This is a genomic window from Paenibacillus sp. FSL R5-0519, assembly GCF_037974275.1.
GTDB lineage: Bacteria > Bacillota > Bacilli > Paenibacillales > Paenibacillaceae > Paenibacillus.
Map to the genome: position 1 here is coordinate 3,203,507 of NZ_CP150234.1, position 24,518 is coordinate 3,228,024.

Below are 24,518 nucleotides of genomic sequence, written 5' to 3' on the forward strand. Positions count from 1 at the left end.
CATCAGTTCGATCCTGCCCTGCTTGTTGTCATATGAATACAATTTACAGCCACCTCCTCTTTATGTTACCGCTTACATTTATCTTACAGGTCTTAAAAAAGACAGACAATCTAAAAAATGTGACGTATTATATAAAATAATTGACTTTTTCAGGAAGGAGATTCACGTATGGTTCATACGGTATCTTACGCTTTTCGTAATGACGATACATCAATCATGACACTGGACTCTATTGGATGGCAGATCGTTTCGAGCGAGGAATATCGTTGTCCCAGTGATGATAGACCTGACCCGGGACACGTTGTTTTTCAATACACACTTAATGGTCAGGGTTATCTGGATATTGATAATCAAACGATTCCTTTACCCAAGGGACATGCCCTGCTTGTTAAAATCTCCGGAGAACATTGCTATTACTATAAACAAGAGAACAACGAACCATGGGAATTTATATGGATTAACATTCGCGGGGATGAAGCCAACCGAATTTGGGATATGATTCATGATAATGAGGGACATGTCATTCGACGAAACGCAGATTCTCCCTTGATTCAAGAGTTATGGCAAATCATCCATTTGATTCATCAGGAGAAAGTCACCGACAAGTATCGTTTGTCTATGCAAATCTATCGTTGGTTGCTAATCTTGGTACAGACGAGTCGGGATGCGGAGAGGGATATTGGTGCCCTTTCCATAACAACGATTGAGAAATGTAAAAAGTTCATCCGGGAGAATTATGCTTCCCCATTGACGCTGGATCTGCTCGCAAGCCATTGCGATATCAATAAACACTACTTGTGCAGGTTATTTCAGAGATCGGAGAAAACATCACCGCTCGCCTATCTCAAAGACAGACGCATTGAGGTGGCGGTTAGACTTCTCCGCACAACGGAACTTCCGATTTCCCAAATTGGTCAACAATGCGGCTTTGAGAGCCCAAGCTATTTCGGCAAAGTGTTTCGGCAATATATGTCCATGTCACCCAAAGAATATCGCTTGAATAAGTTGGAGTTTCCTTATGAGGCCATCTATTATGAATAGCTAACTGCTGTGTGCTCGTCAACCGTCAAGCTCTTCAACGTTCAATCTTTGTCTTCCCACAGAAGTATACATTTGGCATTTGGAACATGTCCTTTTGCTTGACTGTGAACTTGTACGGCACGGTAACTGATAAAATAAAAAAAGCCGCTATAAAAGCGACTTTTAATGGAACCGAACTTTTGTCTCGTGACAACTGCTGCCCTTATTGCGCAGTGTATCCTCCATCTATGATCAGGCTATTACCTGTCATGTATGAAGAATCGTCGCTAGCCAGGAACAGAACAGCTTTCGCCATCTCTTCTGCCTGACCCAGACGTTTCATCGGTGTTAATGCAGCAAGTGCTTGTTTGCTCTCTTCCGGGATAATCGGTGTATCGATGAAGCCTGGGCAAAGGGAGTTCACCCGAATATTCTGCTCAGCATACTCCAGCGCGAGGGAACGAGTCAGATTCACAACGCCACCTTTAGCTGCATTGTAAGCCGCTGAACCAGGAGAACCAACCCATCCATACATGGATGCCGTGTTGACGATTGTGCCGCCGCCAATTTTCAGCATCTCGCGAATTGATTCCCGCGCAACCAAGAAAACGCCGTCCAGATCAACATTGACCGTATTACGCCATTCGGCGTAGTCAAGCTCATGCGTTGGATGAACTCGTCCGATTCCCGCATTGTTGAATACGATATCCACTTGACCGAAGGCTTGGACGGTTTGTTTGAACATCTCGGCAACCTCTTCTTCACTCGTGATGTTTGCTTTGATAAAGAGAGCTTCCGTATTAAGCGTTTTCAGTTCCTGTTCGAACGCCTTGCCTTTTTCTTCATTCAGATCGACCAAAACCACTTTGGCTCCCTCGGAAACGAACAGGCGAGCTGTTGCTGCACCGATTCCGGATGCTCCTCCTGTAATAATTGCTACTTTATCCTGTAGTTTGCCCATGAATAAATCCCCCAGTATAATATTTTGAATAGTGCCTATATAAATAGTGCTATATGATGTTTACAAAACTAATTCTATGCTTAAAATTGTAACATTCCAATCATTAAGATATGACCAAGTGTCTACCTCGTAGACACTTCATAAAAATATGTCTATATTTATAGGAGTTTTTTTGAATGAATAATGAACTTATTGTGACAGCTCAACATCGTAATCGAACCAAGGAGCACCTAAAAACTGCTCTGATTCAGCTCATCAAGAAAAAAGGATTCCATGGTGTGTCTGTCAAGGATATCGTTGATCAGGCGGGTTACAATCGCAGCACGTTTTATTTACACTACCAGGACAAATATCTTCTCGCTGAAGAATTACTGAGTACAACACTTCAAGGATTAAGGGGGGCGGTAGGTAGGCCCTATTGGCACGGTCAAAAGGTTTCAACTAACAAGCTGGATGCCGAATCTTTTCAAATCGTGGATTATATCTATGAAAACCGAGACTTCTTCGAACTGATTCAATACGATGACACGTTACCCGGTCTACATACAGGTTTCCCCCAAACTATACTCAAAATCTATCAGGAACAGTTTGTCTTTGAGACCATCAATAACTCCCCGGTGAACATGGACTACTTCAAGTACTATACCGCCTACGGTTTTTTTGGACTATTGAACAATTGGATATTAAGCGGATATCATGAATCACGTGATGTTTTTATCAACAATGTGATCGAACTGACCAAAACGCATATTCACTCGTTTCATTATGTGGGTGAGACGTTTGATACATGATCTCGTGAACGAGCTAGTTCATTGATATGAATATGTAGTGCCTCCGCAGCTTGGACAGCCGGCGTGGGCCTCGCCCAGACACCAACGGGACGCAAAATCACAAGGGATTTACAGCACAAATAAAAAACGGGCATGCATTACACGAGAGGAATAAAATCCTCAAGGTAAATGCATGCCTAATCACGAACTAGACCATTACAACTGCGAATTATCCCCATTTATGATCTAGAGTAAGTTTCTCTATGCCTTCCATTATTATTCCGATGGAGTCAATACCTTATTTGGTAACCAGCCCTTTTCACCCTCTGCGGTATGAACAAAACTCCATTCATTTAGTTCAAATTCTTTTGTAACGATGATACCGGGTTTTACGGTTAATTCGTGTGCTGAATAATCTGATAATGCAGTCGCGATCTGTTCTTCATTGGGAGTGCTTAATATTTGCTTCGGTACCCAGCCGCTTTTTTTAGAATGCACGGATTCACAGAAAATCCAGTTGGGGAATTCAGTATCTTCTCTCCCATATAGGACTGTATCTCCTTTAGCTAAAACGATGGGATCAGGATAGTTTGAATTATGGGGTTGAACAACTTTATATAATTTCATAATATGCCTCCAACTATTATATTCGACCTGTTACCGACAAACATAATATCATATTATTATGTAGTTATTTATCCCTATTTGATAAAGCAGCGCCCCCTTCACAAGGGAGCGCTGCTTTATCCGAATAGAAATATTTTATCACGAGTCCACCTTATAACATTTGAGCAATATCACACAATCTTCTAATTTCTTGATAACTCTCCAGACACACCATCCGCAGAATCTATATGGCTTAATGCATTCACTTCATGCTTTGCTTCTCTATACACAAAGTAATCAAAATCGGCATGTTTTCGAGTTCCACCGAGATCCTGCACACAAAGTCCGATGTAGGTTCCCGTAAACCGAATATACTCCGGAGATTCATCGCACAGATGTGTGATATCAACCCACTCGCCTACATGATTCCAGGATGAATTCTTATTTAACGCATAGTAAAAGCGGGCGCGATCATGATCAACCACTGCTTTTAAGCGAAGCGTATTCACCGACTCTAGCGGAATATCCTCCAACAGTTCGTCATACACCCCGTACTTGGACTGAATAATTCCCAAGCACAGCCCCTTTTCTTCATGATAAGTTATACGTAAATAGAGATAGTCCTTGGTATCGTAGTACAAAATCAATCCTGCCATCTGCTGTGGATGATCCGGCGCAAATTCCAGAGCTGTTTCGGCTTCACACTCAAACGTTTGCAATCTTCGCGCGATCATGCTTTGCCTATGTGTTGAACTCATTGACTCCATACCGTGCAAGCGCAAGTAACCGGGACGTTCCGACAAGCTGAGCCAAGTCGGGTCGGGTGGAATGCGAAGAGTATTCCAGTCATTCCGAAGCTCGGATTGATCAAAATGATCCATTTCAGCTAACGGTTCAAACGGATGTGCCGTAATCTTCGGTGCAATGACCTGGACCTCGGGATACCGGTTACCGCTCGCAAGCCTCAGCCAGCCGTCTTCGCTCCACGTACACGGCTGAAGTGCGGTCTCACGTCCAAGAATGCAATATTTTTGATGAACAGGTCGTCCAACCAGATGAGCCATGTACCATTCGCCGGTATGTGTTTCAACAAGACTGCCGTGGCCTGCCTTCTGCAGAGCCAAATCCGTTCTGCCATATGAAGTAAGGATCGGATTGGCAGGATCAACCTCGTAAGGGCCTTGTAATGTACGGGAACGTGCTACTGTAACCGCATGCTCATAACCGGTTCCCCCTTCAGCCGTAATGAGATAATAATAGTCCTTGTGTTTATACAGATGAGGTGCTTCGGTTAATCCTAAAGCGGTTCCTTCAAAAATGTTCTTGGCTGGCCCGACCAGCTTTTGCTCCCCAACCGAATACTCCTGCAGAACGATGCCTGCAAACCGGTTTTTGCCCTTGCGGTGATCCCATATCATATTGACCAGCCACTTCCGTCCGTCCCCATCATGAAACAGGGAAGGATCAAAACCGCTACTGTTGAGATATATCGGTTCGGACCAAGGCCCTTCAATATCGGTTGCTGTCACAAGGTAATTGTGAGTGTCTTTAAAGGCGCCTACCCGGCTTTTGACATCGGTGTAGATCAGGTAAAACACGCCGTTGTCATAACTGAGACATGGTGCCCATACACCTCCGGAGTTAATGTTGCCCTCCATGTTCAACTGCCTTGCACGAGTCAGCGGTGAAGCGATTGGTCGCCAATGAACCAGATCTCGCGAATGGTGTATGCGTACACCGGGGAACCATTCGAAGGTGGACGTGGCGATATAATAATCTTTTCCCGCCCGGCATATGGACGGATCTGGATGAAATCCGGGGAGGATGGGATTGGTGATCATTTTCTTGATACTGTTCATGGAAGAAACCTCCGGTATGAAAGTGATGATCTGTACAACAGCAAATACACGAAAGGTAGAAATCAGTACCAGCCCAGCGTTTTTTTGCCGGCTTCCAGAGCAGTTATAATTCGCTCTACATCGTATACATTGCCTCTCCATGTTCCGCCGCTGACAGATTGCAGCGCAGCCCAGAGCTTTGTATCGTCCGGTAAAGCTTCATCAGGCCGCATATCCGGATGGAAGGACCTTTGTGCCAGGATGAAAGCACCTTCTTCCGGCGAAACCTCGATTTCTCCTTCTCCGACAAAGTTAATGCTGCCCTCCAGCGTGCTCCGATCCACCACGATGTCAATCAGGTCTCCGTTCCGCAGCTTGCCAATTGGTCCGCCTGCCAGCGCTTCGGGGCCAACATGACCAATACACGCACCGGTGGAAACACCGGAGAACCGGGCATCCGTAATCAGTGACACGTATTTGCCAAAAGACAGATGCTTAAGCGCAGAGGTTAGCTGGTACGTCTCCTCCATTCCGGTTCCGGATGGACCTCGTCCGAGAAGCACGACCACATCCCCAGCCGAGATACCTCCGGTCTTAATCGCACGGATCGCCTCGCGTTCGGTGGTAAATACCTTGGCTCTGCCACGATGACGGTACACGCCATTCTCATCCAGCACAGCAGGATCAATAGAGGTGGATTTGATGACAGAACCTTCCGGAGCGATGTTTCCGGTTGGAAATGTTACGGTCGAAGAGATGCCAAGCTGCTGGGCGTGTTCTACACTCATGATGACACTGTCCGGATCGATGCCGTCCTGCTCTTTCAACTGCTTCCGCATGAGATGACGGCGTTCCGACGATTCCCACCAATCCAGCACCTGCCCCAATGACGTACCTGTAACCGTTGGTACAGACTCATCCAACAGACCAAGCTGTCTGAGGTGAAGCATAACCTCTGGTACACCTCCGGCCTGAAAGACGCGAATGGTCGGGTAAAAGATCGGACCGTTAGGCAGGGCACTAACCAGTCTTGGAACATTCTTGTTGACCTGTATCCAGTCCTGTACCGTAGGCACGGTTAAACCAGCCGCATGGGCTATCGCCGGTATGTGAAGAAGCAGATTGGTCGATCCCCCAAACGCAGCATGCACGGTCATGGCATTGCGAATGGATGCATCCGTGACGATCTCTGCCATCCTCATTCCCTGAGACTCCATATGGATGAGTGCGCGTGACGATTGGCGCGCCATTTCAATCCAGACGGGCTGCCCGGAAGGTGCGAGCGCGGCATGTGGTACTGTCATGCCCATGGCCTCTGCTACGACCTGGGCTGTTGCGGCGGTACCTAGAAACTGGCAGCCTCCTCCCGGTGTAGCGCACGCGCGGCATCCCAAATCCGACGCCATTTCGAGCGAAAGTTCCCCGCTGACGTATCGTGCACCGATGGTCTGAATTTTACCGGCGTCCTCTCCATCGGTAGGTGGAAGCGTGACGCCACCGGGAACAATTACACCAGGCAATTGCGGCATACCGGCAAGCGCGAGCATCATTGCCGGTAGACCTTTGTCACAAGTAGCGACACCCAGCACCCCTTTACGTGTCGGCAGCGAGCGAATCAGTCTGCGAAATACCATGGCAGCATCGTTCCGGTAAGGAAGCGAGTCGAACATGCCGGTCGTTCCCTGTGATCTGCCGTCACACGGATCACTGACATAGCCGGCAAACGGGATTCCTCCCCGGCTTGACAGTTCTTCTGCGGCAGCTTTCATCAGTAGACCGACCTCCCAATGACCCGTATGGTAACCGAGAGCTGTGGGACTACCATCCTCGTTGCGAATGCCGCCTTGTGTACTTAAGATCAGAAATTGTTTTCCGTTCAATTCCCCAGGTTTCCATCCCATTCCAACATTCTGGGACATGCCGAACAAGTCGCCGCTTGGAGCATTTCGTAGTAAATCATCCGTTAAAGGCAGACGTCCGGCAGCCCCTGGAGCATGTGCTATGATATCAAAGCAGTTGGATGCCTTCTCCCCCATAATCGACGTAATCTGTTCGTACATGATAGCCTCCCACAGTTTATGACTTCACGAAGACCGTTTTGATGGCGGTGAAAAACTCGATAGCCGCTTGCCCCTGTTCTCTGGAATGTGAACTTGACATCTTCATTCCACCGAACGGAGCTTGCAGCTCTACGCCGGCCGTTTCTGCATTAATTCTGACGAGTCCTGCGTCCATGTCCCGGATGAAGGACAGCATCGCCCCTACGTTCTGAGTATAGATGGAAGCACTTAAGCCGTAGTCGCTGTCATTCGCCGCTTCAATCGCTTCCTCCAGGGAATCTACTGCAATCAAGGCCAGAACCGGACCGAAGATTTCTTCCCGGGCAATGGACATATGGGATTCGACCCCTTCAAATACGGTCGGTTGCACATAGAATCCCTCTTCCAGTCCGGGACCGTCTCCTCTTTTTCCGCCAGCAAGCAGAACGGCACCTTCATCCTGACCTTTTTGGATATAACTCAACACCGTATTGAGTTGTCCTTCACTCGCACATGGACCCATCCAGCTTCCAGCAGACATGCCGTCACCCAGCCGAATTTCCTGGATTTGCGAGAGCAGTTTTTCTTTAAAGGCATCGTATACGTTTCGTTCAATGATGACCTTACTGGTAGCTGTACATTTTTGCCCTGTTGATTTCAATCCACCGCTGATGGTGGCTTCGACAGCCAAATCCAGGTCAGCGTCAGCTGCAATGATGATCGGGTTTTTACCACCCATCTCAAGTTGATATTTGGCCCCGCGCGCCAGCGCTGCAGCGCCAACCCGTTTCCCCACTTCATTGGAACCCGTAAATGTTATTCCGCCCACATCAGGATGCTCGGCAAGTGCTGAACCGATCACTGAGCCTCTGCCGCAGATCAGATTAAGAACGCCTGCCGGGATGCCCGCCTCTTCAAAACATTCCATGACTTTAGCCGCAGTGACCGCAGTTTCCTGAGCCGGCTTCAACACAACTGTATTGCCATAGATTAAGGCCGGAGCCATTTTCCAAATCGGAATGGCTACAGGGAAATTCCAAGGGGCAATAACTCCTACTACGCCAAGGGGTACACGAGTCGTAAACATCAGCGCTTCGCTGTCTGTCGAGGGGATAACGTCTCCTGTTTTTCGCATGCCTTCTCCGGCGTAATACCTTAAGATCGCGACACCGCGCATCGTCTCTCCCTTGGCTTCAGGAAGTGTTTTGCCCATTTCCCTGGTCATCGCCTCTGCAACTTCATCGGCCCGACGTTCCAGCACATTTGCTGCCTGAAATAGATAGTTGCCACGTTCTGCACCCGATAATCTCCGCCATTTTTTTGCTGCTTCCTTCGCCGCTGCGACAGCCCGGTTCAAATCCTCTACGCCGGAAGTGGGTACATAGCCGACAACTTCCTTCCGATTCGCAGGATTGATGCTCGGTTCGGTCTCACCAGACGTGGCCTTCACCCATTCTCCATTAATATAATTGTTGTACGTCTGATCCACTTGAAATGCGGTCATAGCCTTATCCTCCTTATAGATTAGTTTGAAATAACAGAATTTACGAGTGTCCCGATATCACTAATGGATATTTCAATGCGGTCTCCGGGTTCAAGTGTGAATTCATTAGGGGGAACGATACTTGTACCTGTCAAAAGAACCGTACCGTCAAACAAATCATTGTCCCTTGCTAAAAAAGAGACCAATTCATCCAGCTTACGGTTTAATTCACTTGTGTTTGCCTCGCTTTTAACAACCAGTTTACCTGCGCGATAAATTTCGCAGACAATGCTGAATGCGTACGGATTCTGCACCGTTTCTGCCAATCGGATAGCCGGACCGATGGAGCAGGAGTTGCGCCACATTTTGGCTTGTGGCAGATACAGCGGATTCTCCCCTTCAATATCACGGCAGCTCATGTCATTACCGGCAATGTATCCTACAATACTTCCGTCACCCGCAAGCACCAATCCAAGCTCAGGCTCCGGGATCTGCCACGTGGAGTCGCTTCGGAGCGTGACGGCATCATTCGGACCTACCGTTCGCGCTGCCGTGGATTTAAAGAAGATTTCGGGTCTTTCCGCATCGTATACCTTATCGTAAAAGGTCGTTGCATCCATTTTTCCATCCGTCGCTTCATAATTTCTCGCTTCCCTGCTTCGTTGATACGTAACACCTGCCGCCCATACTTCCGGGGCATCCACTGGTGTGATCAGGTGCAAGGTAGTCCAATCATCCGTCAGCTTGTTTAATGGTTTAAAAGCGCTTTCAACAAGTTGAATAGGTGATATCCCTTGTTCTTTTGCTTGATGGATCAAAGTCATAAAATCGGCTTGCGGCAAACGATAGGCTTTTTCATCATCCGTAACGGCTGCCAGCCACTTTTGTTGCCCGTCCAGAAATCGAATAATTCGCATTCAAGCTTGCCCCCATTCTCCCTATTGGGTTGATAATATTACCTTAGCACCAGCCAGGTTTCGTGACGATGTTCTAATCACTCCAACGAATTACCCTTTTCACGCATTTTTTTTCTGTTAAGATAAATCTAGAGATGTTGGTATATAGAAGGATAAGGAGGTTGGGTGCTGTGGCCAAGCTTTCGGAAGCCGTGTATTTAGGTCGTCTGCCTGATGTTCGCATGTCTTTTCAATTATTGGGGCTACATGCAAGAAAAGTCGATTCAACCTGGACGTATCCATCTCATGAGCATTCAATGTATGAAGTGCACTGGATGATGGACGGCCAGATGAATATGGTTGTTAACGGAGAGTTATACAGTCAGACTATAGGCGATCTTCTGTTCATTCGCCCTGGTATGACGCATTCCTGTACGGGTGCCGGACCGGAGGGGTTCACATACTTTTCCGTGCATTTCAGTGTACAGGATACGTCCTTTTGCAGAGAACTCAACCGTTGCAAAGACATCTATTATCCGGCAAATTCTAATTTGGCTCTGGGGCTGTCCTCTTCCCTGTCTACCTTGTATAATCTGGCCACAGAGCATTTGTCGAGTTCGCTATCCTCTTCCAAACAGATGAAGGTGCATGCTGCTGTGTTCGAACTGCTCGGTTCCCTGGTTGGACAGTTATCTCAGCAAGCATCCGTTACGTTGTCGAGAAAAGAAACCATTGCCCATCAGATTGCTGAGCACATTGAGGAATCGGTGAGATATATCCATCTTCATGGGGAAATCCAGGAGAGCGAGCGAACCTGGATTCAGGATATTGCCAAGTCGCTGAGCATTAGCCCGTCACAGGTTAATCGTATATTTCGGCAGGTATACGGCATCGCTCCGCGTAAGTTTCTATCGGAAACCCTTCTGAACGAAGCACAGCGCTTGTTAAAACAAACCGACCTGAACATAGACCATATTGCGATGATGTTGGGGTATAAGACCAATGCGCATTTCAGCCGCCAGTTCAAGCGGTGGACAGGCATCGCGCCAAGTGAATTTCGCAGTCATTCGCAGCAGAATAGTGAAGCCACACATTCGGATGACTATACTTAATCTGAGCCGCAGGAAGCTAACCAAAACAAAAAGCAGCTGCTGGATGTCCAGAAGCTGCTCTATCTTTCTCAGGTATTCGATGTTCTGATGCAACTTTCACGCTAAAATAAATGCAGCGAGGCTCGCACTTCCCGAACCCCGATATGTAAAATACAACGCCTGTATACCATCCGGAATATTAATCTCGGCTGTGTAGGGTTTCCAATGATTAGTGAAATGTACCGGTATTGTACCCAGTGCAGGACCGTCCCATGCGGTTTTGACCTCAAATACCCCGTTACAATATCCACGCACCTTGATCGAGATTTGGCGAATCCCTTTGCAATCAAAATACTTAAACCCTGCCGTTGCGGATTCAACCATGTTGGCAATATAACCGATCTCTTCATCACCATCTCTTCCATCCTGGGTGATCTTGGGAAATCGGCTGTCAAGCCAGGCTCCTGCCCCGAAACCGCCAGTATACCTTTGATCCTCTTGGGTAAAAAGATTGCATGCAAGATACGCAGGGTACTCGCCTCTTCCCTCCAACGGTCTACCGTTTGAGCCGCAGGAGGTCATTTCCACCTGAGGAATGCTGCCGTCCTCTTCAAATGATATCTTCTCAATACAGCCCTGGCGGTTGAATGCGTCACCATTGGTATGACGGTGATAGAAAACATACCAGTCTCCGTTGATCTCTACAATGCTGCCATGGTTATTGCCTCCATAATACATGGGTTTGTCAGCAGGTTTGTAGGAGTCGATATGGAGATCACAGTTGCTTACGATGACGCCCTGATATGTAAATCCTCTATTTGGAAACAGGCTGGTGGCATAACATAATTCATGCATAACGATAGAGGAATATACGAGGTAGTAGGTATCCCCTCTCTTGCGGATGGAAGGCGCTTCAAAAAATTCATGGCCCTCATAACCGCTGCCCTTACTGTAAGGTTCGCTCGGTGCTACGAATACGGGTTCTTCCACAATCGTCAGCATATCTGAACCTAACATCGTGGCCATCGCGCCATGTCTTGATGGGTCTCCAGGTGCACAAAAACCGGTATACAGATAGGTATGCGGTCCTTCAGTCATCACGCCGGGATCGAACTGCGGCTCATCCCCATCTCTTTCGCCGAGACGAGTGCCGTCAGCATATTGTACATACCCATAGAATTCATATTTGCCAGCAGGTGTATCACATACAGCCACCGAAACAACGGGTACCTTATCCAACACATAATACAGATAATACCGTCCGTCGGGACCCCGCGTAACATCTGGCGCATACAGGCACATATGACCATTTGGATTAAGGGGGTCATCAGTTTTTTGGTAGATTACCCCTTCATTTCGCCAATCCCCAAGGTTATTCACGGGTGCAGACCAGCATACATAATCGTTCAGACAGAAGGCATGTCCGTTAAAACGGTCATGTGAACCATACACATACACTCGATCATTGAATACATAAGGCTCGCCGTCGGGGATATATTCCCAGGATGGTAGGTATGGATTCAAACCTTGTTTATTCATTCAATGCACACTCCTTGTATAAATTGATAGACCATCTATTACACTTACGATTACTTTCGTATAATAGAGAACAACTACAATGTTCCATAAGTGTTTCTATTTATTCCATAACCTGCATGGTAAAGGTGAAGAACAATGAATACGATTTTTTACGTCGAATATGATGCTGCCCATAACCATCCGTTTGTGTTTGATATTCCAGAAGGACATGATTGCTGGCTGTTAGTTGTTACTCAGACTCCTGCACAGTTCTGGGTGGGCGGGAAATTGATAGATTATCCACCTCATTGTGCCGTTCTCTATCCACCTCATCAGAAAATATATTATCGCTCTTGTACGGAGCAATATGTGAATGATTGGATTCGTTTCGAAAGTGATGAGATGTATGTAACCGAAACTTCCCTACCGAAGGGCGAACCATTTCCATTAGATGATCCTGAATTTTGTCACAAGCTGTTTCAATTACTTGTTGCTGAGCATTCTTTCCAGAAAAACTACCGAGAATCAACGATAGATTATTTACTACGAACGCTGTTCAACAAGCTGTTGGAGTCTTGCGTTCAAGAGAGTATTGGCCCGCAGCATTATCCTCTGATGAAGCTTCGAACAGAGATTCACAATAATCCGAGTCACCCATGGACAGTTGCTGCCATGGCCAAAATCATGAATATTAGTCCGGGATACTTACAGCTTGTATATAAGAACTCCTTTGGGGTGTCGTGTATGGAAGATGTAATTCATAGCCGAATTCGGTTAGCTAAAGAGCACCTCAGACATCGTCAATATACGGTTGCAGAGATCGCCGACAGGTGCGGGTATCGTAATGTCGAGCATTTTTGCAGGCAATTCAAACAAATGACGGGTGCATCACCCAAGCGATTCATAAACGACGACATAAAGAACCCGGCTGACATAACAGAATGAGAGATAAATCTCACTCTCTCGCTCTGTCCAATGGGCATTTACACATAACTTCTTAGCCATCCAAAAGGTATACGTCAACGAGTTTGTTAGCGTTCTCTACTGTCATTTTAAGTTAAGGTTTTAGCCTGGATATTGCAATGACATATTCTCAAGCATTATTGATCTATTATCATATCGAGATACTTTATAATGACATCTTGTTTTTGGCAAATGCAGCCGCGCCGATCATTCCTGCTTGCCCTCCTAATTTCGCTTGCACTATTTTACATGCATGGGATGAAAGCTTTAACGCATGTTTCTCAACAGTGTCACGCACCGTATTCAGCAATCGATCACCGGCTGCCGACATTCCACCACCAATAATAATCACTTCCGGATTGAACAGATTGATTACATTGGAAAGACCAAATCCGAGAATCTTACCGGTCTCATGCATAACTTCAATAGCAAGTGAATCGCCAAGATCATATGCTTCCGAGATCATACGTGCAGTCATTGTCGTCCAATCCTCTCCTACCCATTCCAGAATCATACTTGATCGCCCTTCCTCAAGCTTGTCTGTAAAGGTTTTGACGATTCCTACCGCAGACACGTATCTCCCCAGACAGCCCGAGCTTCCACAACGACAAGGCCGACCCTCCCGGTACATATTCATATGACCTATTTCACCGGCACTCGATGTAGTACCGTAAATAACCTTTCCGTCATTGACAATACCAGATCCCAGACCTGTGCCTAACGTTATCAGTATCAGGTTTTTATAGTCTGTGCCTGCGCCAAACTGCCATTCACCATACAGATTTACCCGAACATCATTGTCGATGTAAACAGGAAATTCAAAATGATTTTTCATATAGTTCACGACATGAATGTTTTCCCAGTCTGGAAAATTAGGTGAAAATATGGATAGTCCCTGCTCCGGATCTAATAATCCAGGAATGCCCATACCCATGCACAGAATAGAAGCTGGCTCAATCCCCTCAGAAGACAGCATTTCTTGGATAATGTGTACAATTCGGTTTAATACATGGAACGGTCCTTTTACCGCCTCTGTAGGGTCGCTTCTTTCGTGAATTTTTTGAAACTCCAGAGTGAAAATGGAGGACTTAATATTGGTTCCACCCAAGTCAATTCCGATGATGTATTCTCGCATAATAATCTCCGCTCTCATTTAATTTGATATTGATGAACAAACATCAATTTGTTAATGGACTTATGCTCTATTCTGCCATGATGATTGCATCTCAACAAAGCCAAGTACTTTAGAAGCAACAATTACCATCCTGAAATTACAATGGATCTGTTGTTCCCGTCCTGCTTCTCAAGTTCTTAAATAGTATAATGACAAGAAGTAAAGCAATGCCTACAGCTCCAAAACCCAACCAATTTAAGTGCAGGACTGATGTACGACTGATCACAATCCCGCCTAATCCGGATCCCAATGCAAAACCAAATTGGATAAACGACGTATTGACGCTAAGGGCAATATCAGGATTACAAGGTGCCAGTGTAACCAGATATAGTTGCTGGGCGGGAGATATGCTCCACGTGGCTAACATAAAAATCATTAAAACCAAGATTAACATCACAAGATTAACTCCAGCTAGAGCGAACAAAAGAAGAGTCACCCCTTGTAACAGAAGGCCTAGACACATTGTAAACTTCGATCCCTTTGCATCTGCCAATTGTCCGCCCACTTTTGATCCGACAAAGCTGCAAATTCCCGCGAGAAACAGAACACCGCTGATCTCGGTCATGGTAAGAGTGGATGAAGCTTGCAAGAAAGGCGTAATATACGTGAACAGTGTCGAATAGCCGCCGATATACAATAACGTAATAAGTAAGGCCGTCAGAATGAGTGGATTTTTTAAAGTGGAGAGCTGCATTCTGAGGGTGATCTTTTCTTCCTCTTTGATTACCGGAACCTTTTTGTTGATAATAAGTGATGGAAGAACAATTAACAATCCAATCAATACAAATAGAACTCTCCATCCAAACCTTTCACTAAAAAATGTACCCAATGGGACACCCAGCACTAACGAACTGCTCAGCCCCATCAAAATGATGCCGATGGCATTGCCCCGCTTTTCTTTTTCAACCAGTCGTGTAGCTACGGCCATCGCTACTACAGTAGCGATGCCTCCGCTAGCCCCTTGTACCATTCGTACCCATAGTAAAGTTTCGTAAGAAAGGTTAAAAAGCACGAGTCCGTTACTGGCAATAAACACACTGAGGGTGGATAACAGTAACTTCTTGCGATCCATATTTATTGTAATTGCAATGAGAATCGGGGCAATAATGGCGGCTGACAGAGCGAATACAGTCACCAGTAACCCCACTTGGGAAGTAGACACGCTCAAGTCTGAGGCGATCATTTCAATGACTCCCGTAATGATGTACTCAAGCGTTCCGATCAGAAAAACAACTAACGCCAAGATATATATGATCCATTTATTTTTCACTTTACTCCACTCCGTCTTCTTCAGTTATCTATTTAGTATTGGGATCTGTATCTCTATGAATTGTGCATCTTGTTCTTGGGATAAGGGTAAATATAGTTCCCTACCCGCTTCGTTTTCCTTGATCTGATAGTTATTCTTTTCAATCCATGTAGCTAAATGAACACAGGCTTTGCAAGCAAAGATGGCATTGGAACGATAAGCTATAGTGGCCATCATGGGCTCAGCAGGAAGAGTCCGGAGTTGAAATGGATATGGAGGTAATTGCAGCTCACAAGTTAAGAAATAACCTATTTCCAATTCAAACTTTTCCTCTTGTCCAGGGATTTCTCTCCACAAAACAACCTGTGGCCCCTGGGTCATTTGACGTATTTCTTTGGTTAATGAGCGATCAAACTGACGAAATAAACTCGGAATATCCTCATCCCCCCCGTACCCAGTCTGAAAAAGAAACTGCCGAGCACTTTCCTCTTTGATTCGGATTTCTTGCCCAGTTTCGACGTGCCCCTCTTCCTCCATAAGCTGCAAGCGTTCCTCAATTCGGACGAGTTTGGCTTGTTCTGTATCGATAATCTGCTGAATTTCGCTTTTTTTCAGTTGAAACATGCCTTGAATATTCTCCAATGTAATATGTTCCTGTAGCAATTGTGTGATTTGTGGCAACGTAAACCCCAATTCTTTATAAATGAGGATTCGGTTGAGTTCCAGAAGCTGATCTGCGGAATAGTAACGGTAACCCGTTTCGTGATCTACCTTTCTCGGTTTAAGTATGCCAATCTGGTCATAATAACGCAGGGTTTTTAACGAAACCCTACTTAGCCTGGAAAATGCACTGATTTTGAACAACATATCATCTCCAATCTATTAATATAATGCGAGTATATAGTTTCCCGTGCAGGGGAAAGTCAAGGGGAATATGCTTCTTTTTTTTATAGTTAAATCAACTAAATCAACCATCATCCTTGTCATCACTCTATGTTGGGCTTATGGGGAAGTCAAAGAACCGTTTCTGAATGAAACGTTCATTTTTTTTGAACAAAAAAATGCCACTTATCGTGGCATTCTCTCGGTATTCATTCAATTATCCTGCTCAGGCAGGGTTGTATTATTTTCCGGTTTCAGCAAATGCTTTAATACGTTCCCCGATCTGGTCACGGACCCTTTGGAATACGGACCATTTCTCTTCATCTGTACCTTGCGCTTTGGCAGGATCATCAAATCCCCAGTGTTCCCGCTTCACATGAGGAGGCGTCATTGGACATTTATCTGCGGCATCTCCACACAATGTGACTACGAAATCAGCGTTGTTCAACAACTCTGAATCAATGATGTCCGAGGTTTGAGTCGAAATATCCAGATCAACTTCGTTCATGGCTTTAACCGCTTTTGGATTCAGACCGTGGGCCTCTATTCCTGCGCTATAGATGTCCCAGTCTTCACTCAGATATTTCTTGGCCCAGCCTTCGGCCATTTGACTCCGGCAGGAATTACCGGTGCATAGGAAGTACAGTGTTTTTTTACTCATGTTCATCTCTCCTCGTTATTTAAAGTTATAAAATGATTAACCACAGATACAGACCCACTAGGGTAATAGTCAGAGTCGGAATGGTGATTATGATACCTGTCTTGAAGTAAGTGCCCCATGATATTTTGACACCTTTGGTGCTAAGTACATGAAGCCAGAGCAGGGTCGCGAGTGAACCAATCGGGGTAATCTTGGGACCTAAGTCCGAGCCAATAATATTGGCATAGATAAGTGCCTCTCGAACAGTCCCTGTTGCTGTCGTTGCATCAATGGCAAGTGCATCAATCAACACGGTAGGCATATTGTTCATCAGGGATGAAATAATTGCCGCGATAAAGCCCATACCCATTGTTGCAGCAAACAATCCTTGATCTGCTACAGCCTGAATGACTACGGCCAACAGATCCATCAAGCCTACATTACGTAGACCATAAATCACGACATACATGCCGATGGAGAAAAATACGATGGCCCAAGGTGCTTCTTTGACAACCAGTGCAGTCGGTACAGCAGAATTCCGGGAAGCCATGATCAGGAAGAATATCGCGACAATACCTGCCACAAAGGATACGGGGATTCCGAGAAATTCACTGGTAAAGTATCCAATGAGAAGAACCGCTAATACCACCCACGACAACCGAAACATCTTCATATCCTTAATGGCAGTTACCGGAGGTTTCAATTCACTCGCATCAAATCGTTTGGGAATACTCTTGCGGAAAAAGAGATACAGTACACCAATACTCGCCACCAGTGAGAACAGATTCGGAACAAACATTCTTCCTGCGTACTCCATAAACGTAATACCAAAGAAATCGGCAGACACAATGTTGACCAGGTTACTCACAACCAGCGGCAAGGAAGTCGTATCCGCAATAAATCCGCTGGCGATAATAAATGGAAATACTCTCTTTTCATCAAAATTCAGTGCACGTACCATGGCTAGAACAATTGGTGTCAGAATCAGTGCACCTCCATCATTGGCAAAGAAAGCAGAAACCACTGCTCCCAGGATGGAGACGTAAACAAACATTCGTACACCATTGCCATGAGCGGCTTTGGCCATATGTAAGGCAGCCCATTCAAAAAAGCCGATACGATCCAGAATTAACGAAATCAGAATGATTGCGACAAATGCAAGCGTAGCATTCCAAACGATTTGCGTTACATCCCAGACGTCATGAAGATCGACCACACCTACAAGTAAAGCAAGAATTGCTCCGCCGCAAGCAGACCAACCAATGGACAGGTTCTTAGGCTGCCAGATGACAAGGATTAGCGTAATTAAAAAGATCATGCACGCTAGCAGCGTAGAAAACAATATATTCCCCCCTTTCAGTTCCTCCATCTGAATTTATATTTGTATATAACAATATACTTATATATTGATTAAAAATTAATTACATACGGATGTAAAGTTCTCTTTATTCAAAGACTTAAGAATCGTTGCCGTGTCCGGCATCAGTTCCAAGACAGATTTAATATAAGGTGTATTCTCTACATTTAAAGAGTAGTATACCCACTGGCCACGCTTATTCTCCTTAACCAAGCCTTGATCCTTCAGCTTGCGTAAATGCTGACTAATTCCAGGTTGTGACATGTCTAAAATCTCTACAAATTCACACACACACCATTCACGTTCTTTGAGGAGTGTAAGGATCGTAAGACGTGTTTTATCGCCCAACAATTTAATCTTTTCTGCTGCATTTTGAATGGAATCCATGTCACTTCCTCCTTCCGTTAAACATAAGTGCATGCTTATATTATAATATTAAAAATTTGAAGTCAACATATTCATGGGATCTTTGACATGAAAAATAAGGCGCGTAACTCAGTTCGAGCTCTGTCAACTCCTGTATATGTCCTCCAAAATATGATTTATTGATATGATTGTCAAAAACGCCTGTCAATACTGCTAAAAGCGAGTTTTTGACAGGCGTTTATATTGGATCAATTATGAAATAACGATTCAAATGAATGTCTTATGTTAGAGTATAACAGGCTGAATCAATCCGTCCTTGCCGAAAGGAAGCAGATCAATACATATTTCACGGTGATAACCCTTTCCAGAGGAAAATCTGGAGAGTGGCGTGACAAAACGGTGATAGGCTATCCGGTACTGATCAGTTTCGGGCTCATTAAATATACAGTGATGACCTGTGCCCAGCATGCCTTTCTCCACATTTTTGCTCAGAATCGGGTATTGATAGGTAATTGGACCGTATAATTGCTCTGACGTACCGTAATTCACATGATAGTTCTCACTGCCCGTATCATCACAGGACCACGTAAAGTGGTATAGTCCGCCCCGCTTCAACACCGTTACCGCCTCACGAAAATCATGGAGCCCTGAGAGATTGCTCATGGTGTCCTCTAAGACACTTGTCATGTCGTCACCAAGCTCCACAATGGCAGCATGTCCATTGCCGAATAGCAAATACGATTTTCCATCCGTTTCAGTATAGATAGAAGGGTCGATAGCTTGCCCCATGGTGATACCCAGACGTCTTAACTGCTGCATTGTGATCAAAGGCTGCGACTCGGCCAGGAATGGCCCAATCGGTGTATCCGCTACAGCAACGCCGATAGCACTCTCCCCATTCAGCATTTTGCCACAGAAATAAAAATAGAACTTTCCGTTGCGGGTTGCAATGGCTGGTGCCCAGGCATTACCGGTTGCCCAGGTGACATCCTCTGTCCCCAGATCAAGGATCACACCTTCGTCTTGCCAATGCTTCAGATCTGAAGAAGAAAACACCTTGAACTGTGTTCCCGACCACCCCTCGAAGCCATCTGTTGTCGGATACATATAGTAACGATCCTCAAACTGTGCGACATCTGGATCGGCATATTGTCCAGGAAGCACCTGATGACCATCCCCGAAAGCAGCCAAAAGCCGGCTGCACTCCTCAGTTGTGATGGGCAGGACACTTCCATGACGCTTTTGATTCGTTCCCATATCAAAATCATCATCAGGAACGATTCGGAACTCTCCGCTTCCCAGGTCTGTAGTCAGCAGAGGAAGATAAGCCTTGCCTTCAGCAAATCGATCAACAATCAGGCACCATTCTTCCCGGTCATTGAATTTAAATATCTGAGGTCCCTCCACACCTGCCACAGCCTCCAGAATCGGGGCTTGCAGCGGAACAAACGCTTCTTTGTCGAGAGAGTCTCCTTTTTCTACCCGTATGTTTTTGGTTGTTTCATCCTTGGAGTATCGATAGTAACAACCACCCGAAGGAAGAATCGTTGTATCAATAATATGATTATCCCGCTCAATGTATTTTTCCGATGCGGAGAACGTACGAAAGTCTTTTGTGCGAGCGCTGTATATTTTTTGCTTTCGTTCTTGCTCCTGAGGCTCTTGCGTTGCAGAAGCCCAAAATACGAGAAACTCATCTGTTGTTTCATCATACACCGCTTCGGGTGCCCAGACACATCCAGCCCCCTCAACACCCAGTGTAACGTTCCATGGGGATGACCAATTCACGAGATTGCTGGATTCCCATATAATTACGTCCCGGCTCCCGGCATTAACGGCATGAGACCATCCTTTGCCGCTTGCGATGCGCAGATCTGTAGCAATCAGATAGAATTTATTTTCCTTGACTGAACGAATCAGAAACGGGTCCCGTACCCCTTTTTCTCCAAGGTCAGAAAACAGCACAGGTGATCCGCCATTAAGATCCTTCCAGTGAAGACCATCCTCGCTATAGGAGAAATAAACCTGCTCTCCATCTGGTTGTTCGCCAATAAAATGTACAAATAGATACCCATTATAATTTGAAGATGATGTGGTCAATGGAAAAGCCTCCTGAAATGAGATTGAATTTAAATGATTTACTTTAAACAGAAAAATGAAAGCGTTCTACTTATGTTGTATCATACTTCAAAAATAGGGGTATGAGTATATTTTTATAATCTCGTCTGTTGCAGATCATGTGAATCCTTCGTCGGAACCCTATTGTCCTGAATGGGAGTTCGACTAATTTGACTAGCCCCTCATGCAAAGAATTATCCCATCGCTTTATTTTGTTTATTTTACCTCAGGTATACAAAATTCTTGGTGTTCATTTACAAATGAATGCTAACCTTTTTAATGATGAACAAATGAATATAGATTCATGCATTCATTTTTGTTTTCGAGATATGATGAGGAGGAATCATTGTGAAATTATCCAAAAAAGTAATACCAGCGGTAGCGCTGACTCTGGCTGTATCGGCTTCTACTCTCATGTCTGCCGGACAAGCAAGTGCCGTTCAAGCTGTAAGTGTGGAGAAAAAACAAATCAAGAACATCATCTTCCTCATTGGGGATGGCATGGGGACCTCTTATACTTCGGCCTACCGTTATATGAAGGATGATCCTTCAACGAAGGGCATGGATAAAACCGTATTTGACCCTTATCTGGTTGGGGTACAAATGACCTATCCGGATGATGATAAACAAAATGTGACGGATTCCGCTTCCGCAGCAACGGCCATGTCGGCGGGTGTTAAAACATACAATGCGGCCATTGCGGTTGACCCTGAGCAGAAGGAAGTCAAAACCGTACTTGAGCAGGCCAAAGAAAACGGTAAGTCCACCGGACTCGTGGCTACGTCGGAGATCACTCATGCCACACCAGCTGCATTTGGTGCCCATGATATCAGTCGAAAAAATATGGATGCCATTGCGGACGATTATTATGATGAGTTGATTAATGGCAAGCATAAGGTGGATGTACTTCTGGGTGGAGGGAAATCCAATTTTGTACGCGAGGGTCGTGACCTGACGAAGGAGTTCCAGAAAGCCGGATTCAGCTATGTGACGGATCGTTCCTCTCTCCTCGCTGATAAGAATCAACAAGTTCTTGGACTGTTTGCCGATGGAGGATTGGACAAGATGATCGATCGTACTGCTGCAACGCCATCATTGGCTGAGATGACCAATACAGCGATTGATCGCCTCAGTTCGAACGACAAAGGGTTCTTCCTGATGGTTGAAGGCAGCCAGATCGACTGGGCAGGACATGATAATGATATCGTTGGCGCGATGAGTGAAATGGAAGATTTCGCAGCAGCATTTCAGGCAGCTATTGATTTTGCCAAAAAAGATGGTGAAACCCTTGTCGTAGCTACTGCGGACCACTCCACGGGCGGACTTACACTTGGAAAAGACGGAGAATACAACTTCTTCGTAGACCCGATCAAAGCTGCACTGCGGACTCCAGACTTCATGGCAGCACAAATTGCAAAAGGTGCTTCAGTTGAAGAAACACTGAAAAGTTATCTGAAACTCGAGTTGAAAGCGGAAGAGATTGAATCGGTGAAAGAAGCAGCCAAAAGTGCAGATGTAACGAAGATTGATAATGCCATTGAAGCCATTATTAATAGCCGTTCGTTTACGGGCTGGACCACAGGTGGACACACAGGGGAGGATGTTCCTGTATATGCCTACGGCCCGGCAAGTCATCGCTTCGCCGGTTTGATCGACAACACAGATAATGCCAAGATCATATTTGATATTCTCAGCAAGCACCAATAATTTGAAAACAATTTGGTAGTTGTGATCATCCCTTCTCTTCTTTCATCTGAAGAGAAGGGAATTTTTTTATTTCTGATGGTGTCACTCGACATCAATGGGATGCTTGATTTGATCCTCATAATAATCGATATAGATCCTGCCGTCACTTCCTTTTACAGCATAAAATACATCGTTTATGTTCTTGCTTTTCGATTCAAGCTGTTGCATTAATTGCTTATCTGATATGCCATTTAGTTCTAGATTCTTGCTTAACATCGTTCCGTCCATAATTAACTCCACAGGCATGCGTTCAGGTTTGGACTCTACCTTCCTTTGAACATCCTCAACCGTAGCCGTTCTATATTTGTTTTTTTTCATAACTGAAACTTGTCCATTCACTTCGAGTAAGGCGTATTCTACTTCCTCCATATTGAAAATGTCTTTCTGTCTTAGCATTTGGTTTAAGGAATCCAATGTCAGTTTATTCTTGGCGAGATTATTTTCAAGGATTTTGCCACCTTCAATCAATACGGTAGGTGAACCTTCTGCCAGTAGGCGGATTTTTCTGCTTTTCAGATTTAATTTAGATAACAGATAAGAGGTTCCGGTAAAAACAATTAGAGAAATAATCAGATGTGTGACTTCTATTTTCTCGTTAAAAGCTAGATTGGCAGCTATGGCTCCCATAATGACTGCGGTGACAAATTCATGGAAGTTCATATCAGACAGCGTTTGTTTTCCCAGAATGCGAGCAATTCCCAATAGAAGCATAAAGGCAAAGATACTTCTGATGAAGATGATAAGATGTTCGTACAATACAAGCACCCTTTCGTTCGTTTAGTTCATTATGGAACTCTTCTGAGTATTCACCCAATCATTCTTAAATATGTTGTCTTATGTATAACTAATGAAACAAAACAACATGATCCGTTATAATTAGAAAAAATGATATAAAAATTGAAAGCGGTTGATAAACCATGAAGCATTACATGAAGCAGATGCTTGTCACGAATCTGGACCGTACACTGCCGATCTATTTGGAACAAACCGGTTATAACGAATGGCAAGAAGAATTTGATAGACCTGCCGGCTATCATTGTTATCACTGGCTGCATACGACAGGCGGTGAAGGGCAATTTGAATGTGTGGGAAACACGATGACACTCGGGCCTAATCAGGGAATTCTATTGCCACCTCATGTTCCGCACCGTTATTACACATCGTCACATCCCTGGTCTACTTGGTACATCACATTTAGTGGTGATTTAGCCACAACGATCATCTCTTCCTTGGGATTGGCAACATCCAAGGTCATTCGTTGGGAAGGCGATTCCAGGCTATCGAGAATTCATAACACGACCAGCCGATTGGCGAGGCGGCAGTCTGAATTCAGCGGAATGGACAGTTCCATGTTTGTGTATCGATTTCTGATGGATCTGAAACGTTATGGACAAGTGGATAACCAACGCTCTTATTCCCAACAATCCTCGCGACTGACACCCTTGATTCGATTCATGGAGGAGCATTTTCATGATGCCTCAATCGGCTTGGCTGATCTGTCGGAATATGCAGGCTTAAGCTCACAGCGGCTTAATTATTTATTTCGTATGACGACTGGAATGAGCCCTTATCAATATCTGATCCAACTGCGAATCCAGAAAGCCAAGGAACACTTAATGAATAACAAACATATGACGATCAAAACCGTTGCTTCTCTCGTGGGATTTCTGGATGCGAGTCATTTTGTCTCTACCTTCCGAAAGTTTGAGAATATTACGCCTCAACGTTTTCGTGAACTCCATTAATCAGTTTCATTTTATTATATGAACTTCATTTTTTATTATATATATTATCCGATCAT

21 protein-coding genes are annotated in these 24,518 nt (G+C 45.1%); 6 read left to right on the forward strand and 15 right to left on the reverse strand.

What is annotated here, in order from left to right; all coding sequences use genetic code 11:
* The first annotated feature begins 168 nt into the window (after positions 1-168).
* Positions 169-1,041: an AraC family transcriptional regulator gene (locus MKY73_RS14555; RefSeq protein ID WP_339308354.1), complete on the forward strand. Its 873-nt coding sequence runs from the start codon at positions 169-171 to the stop codon at positions 1,039-1,041.
* A 202-nt stretch (positions 1,042-1,243) separates the two neighbouring features.
* Here MKY73_RS14555 and MKY73_RS14560 read toward each other — a convergent pair whose 3' ends face one another.
* The gene (locus MKY73_RS14560) at positions 1,244-1,981 is read right to left on the reverse strand and encodes an SDR family NAD(P)-dependent oxidoreductase (RefSeq protein WP_339308356.1); all 738 of its coding nucleotides are present in this window, start codon (positions 1,979-1,981) and stop codon (positions 1,244-1,246) included.
* A 176-nt stretch (positions 1,982-2,157) separates the two neighbouring features.
* Between MKY73_RS14560 and MKY73_RS14565 the strand changes: the two genes are divergently transcribed.
* Complete coding sequence (locus MKY73_RS14565) at positions 2,158-2,772, forward strand: TetR/AcrR family transcriptional regulator (protein ID WP_339308358.1); 615 nt, start codon at positions 2,158-2,160, stop codon at positions 2,770-2,772.
* Positions 2,773-3,027: 255 nt separating this feature from the next.
* Here MKY73_RS14565 and MKY73_RS14570 read toward each other — a convergent pair whose 3' ends face one another.
* From MKY73_RS14570 to MKY73_RS14590, 5 genes are all read right to left on the reverse strand, one after another.
* Positions 3,028-3,378, reverse strand: a complete 351-nt coding sequence (locus MKY73_RS14570; RefSeq protein WP_339308360.1) for an SH3 domain-containing protein — start codon at positions 3,376-3,378, stop codon at positions 3,028-3,030.
* A 182-nt stretch (positions 3,379-3,560) separates the two neighbouring features.
* Entirely contained in the window at positions 3,561-5,216 is a 1,656-nt protein-coding gene (locus MKY73_RS14575; protein ID WP_339308362.1) for a glycoside hydrolase family 43 protein, read from the reverse strand.
* Between the two features lie 62 nt (positions 5,217-5,278).
* Complete coding sequence (locus tag MKY73_RS14580; protein ID WP_339308364.1) at positions 5,279-7,255, reverse strand: YjhG/YagF family D-xylonate dehydratase; 1,977 nt, start codon at positions 7,253-7,255, stop codon at positions 5,279-5,281.
* Positions 7,256-7,271: 16 nt separating this feature from the next.
* Positions 7,272-8,738, reverse strand: a complete 1,467-nt coding sequence (gene gucD, locus MKY73_RS14585; protein ID WP_339308366.1) for an alpha-ketoglutaric semialdehyde dehydrogenase GucD — start codon at positions 8,736-8,738, stop codon at positions 7,272-7,274.
* A gap of 20 nt (positions 8,739-8,758) precedes the next feature.
* On the reverse strand, positions 8,759-9,634 hold the full coding sequence (locus MKY73_RS14590; RefSeq protein ID WP_339308367.1) for a fumarylacetoacetate hydrolase family protein: 876 nt from the start codon (positions 9,632-9,634) through the stop codon (positions 8,759-8,761).
* A 170-nt stretch (positions 9,635-9,804) separates the two neighbouring features.
* Between MKY73_RS14590 and MKY73_RS14595 the strand changes: the two genes are divergently transcribed.
* Positions 9,805-10,725 (forward strand): AraC family transcriptional regulator, encoded by a 921-nt coding sequence (locus MKY73_RS14595; RefSeq protein ID WP_339308369.1) that lies wholly within the window; start codon positions 9,805-9,807, stop codon positions 10,723-10,725.
* Positions 10,726-10,821: 96 nt separating this feature from the next.
* On the opposite strand, the gene MKY73_RS14600 is transcribed toward MKY73_RS14595, so the two are convergent.
* Positions 10,822-12,243 carry a family 43 glycosylhydrolase gene (locus tag MKY73_RS14600; RefSeq protein WP_339308371.1) on the reverse strand — a complete coding sequence of 474 codons (1,422 nt, stop codon included), beginning with the start codon at positions 12,241-12,243 and terminating at the stop codon, positions 10,822-10,824.
* Positions 12,244-12,378: 135 nt separating this feature from the next.
* Here MKY73_RS14600 and MKY73_RS14605 point away from each other — a divergent pair, with 135 nt between their 5' ends.
* Complete coding sequence (locus MKY73_RS14605; RefSeq protein WP_339308372.1) at positions 12,379-13,167, forward strand: AraC family transcriptional regulator; 789 nt, start codon at positions 12,379-12,381, stop codon at positions 13,165-13,167.
* A 184-nt stretch (positions 13,168-13,351) separates the two neighbouring features.
* Here the strand turns inward: MKY73_RS14605 and MKY73_RS14610 are convergent, their stop codons facing one another.
* The 7 genes from MKY73_RS14610 to MKY73_RS14640 all read right to left on the reverse strand — a co-directional run bounded on the left by MKY73_RS14610 (position 13,352) and on the right by MKY73_RS14640 (position 20,953).
* On the reverse strand, positions 13,352-14,320 hold the full coding sequence (locus MKY73_RS14610) for an ROK family protein (protein ID WP_339308373.1): 969 nt from the start codon (positions 14,318-14,320) through the stop codon (positions 13,352-13,354).
* A 136-nt stretch (positions 14,321-14,456) separates the two neighbouring features.
* A complete protein-coding gene (locus MKY73_RS14615; RefSeq protein ID WP_339308374.1) occupies positions 14,457-15,629 on the reverse strand; it encodes an MFS transporter in 1,173 nt (390 codons plus the stop codon).
* Between the two features lie 24 nt (positions 15,630-15,653).
* Positions 15,654-16,472, reverse strand: coding sequence for a helix-turn-helix domain-containing protein (locus MKY73_RS14620; protein WP_339308602.1), 819 nt, complete (start codon positions 16,470-16,472; stop codon positions 15,654-15,656).
* Between the two features lie 259 nt (positions 16,473-16,731).
* On the reverse strand, positions 16,732-17,151 hold the full coding sequence (gene arsC, locus MKY73_RS14625; protein WP_339308375.1) for an arsenate reductase (thioredoxin): 420 nt from the start codon (positions 17,149-17,151) through the stop codon (positions 16,732-16,734).
* 25 nt (positions 17,152-17,176) lie between these two features.
* The gene (locus tag MKY73_RS14630; RefSeq protein ID WP_339308377.1) at positions 17,177-18,472 is read right to left on the reverse strand and encodes an arsenic transporter; all 1,296 of its coding nucleotides are present in this window, start codon (positions 18,470-18,472) and stop codon (positions 17,177-17,179) included.
* A gap of 75 nt (positions 18,473-18,547) precedes the next feature.
* Positions 18,548-18,874 carry a metalloregulator ArsR/SmtB family transcription factor gene (locus tag MKY73_RS14635; protein WP_339233570.1) on the reverse strand — a complete coding sequence of 109 codons (327 nt, stop codon included), beginning with the start codon at positions 18,872-18,874 and terminating at the stop codon, positions 18,548-18,550.
* Positions 18,875-19,138: 264 nt separating this feature from the next.
* Positions 19,139-20,953 carry a family 43 glycosylhydrolase gene (locus MKY73_RS14640; RefSeq protein WP_339308379.1) on the reverse strand — a complete coding sequence of 605 codons (1,815 nt, stop codon included), beginning with the start codon at positions 20,951-20,953 and terminating at the stop codon, positions 19,139-19,141.
* A gap of 363 nt (positions 20,954-21,316) precedes the next feature.
* Here MKY73_RS14640 and MKY73_RS14645 point away from each other — a divergent pair, with 363 nt between their 5' ends.
* Positions 21,317-22,678, forward strand: coding sequence for an alkaline phosphatase (locus MKY73_RS14645; protein ID WP_339308603.1), 1,362 nt, complete (start codon positions 21,317-21,319; stop codon positions 22,676-22,678).
* 81 nt (positions 22,679-22,759) lie between these two features.
* Here the strand turns inward: MKY73_RS14645 and MKY73_RS14650 are convergent, their stop codons facing one another.
* Complete coding sequence (locus MKY73_RS14650) at positions 22,760-23,473, reverse strand: DUF421 domain-containing protein (protein WP_339308381.1); 714 nt, start codon at positions 23,471-23,473, stop codon at positions 22,760-22,762.
* 161 nt (positions 23,474-23,634) lie between these two features.
* Between MKY73_RS14650 and MKY73_RS14655 the strand changes: the two genes are divergently transcribed.
* Complete coding sequence (locus MKY73_RS14655; protein ID WP_339308383.1) at positions 23,635-24,462, forward strand: AraC family transcriptional regulator; 828 nt, start codon at positions 23,635-23,637, stop codon at positions 24,460-24,462.
* The last annotated feature ends 56 nt before the right edge of the window (positions 24,463-24,518 follow it).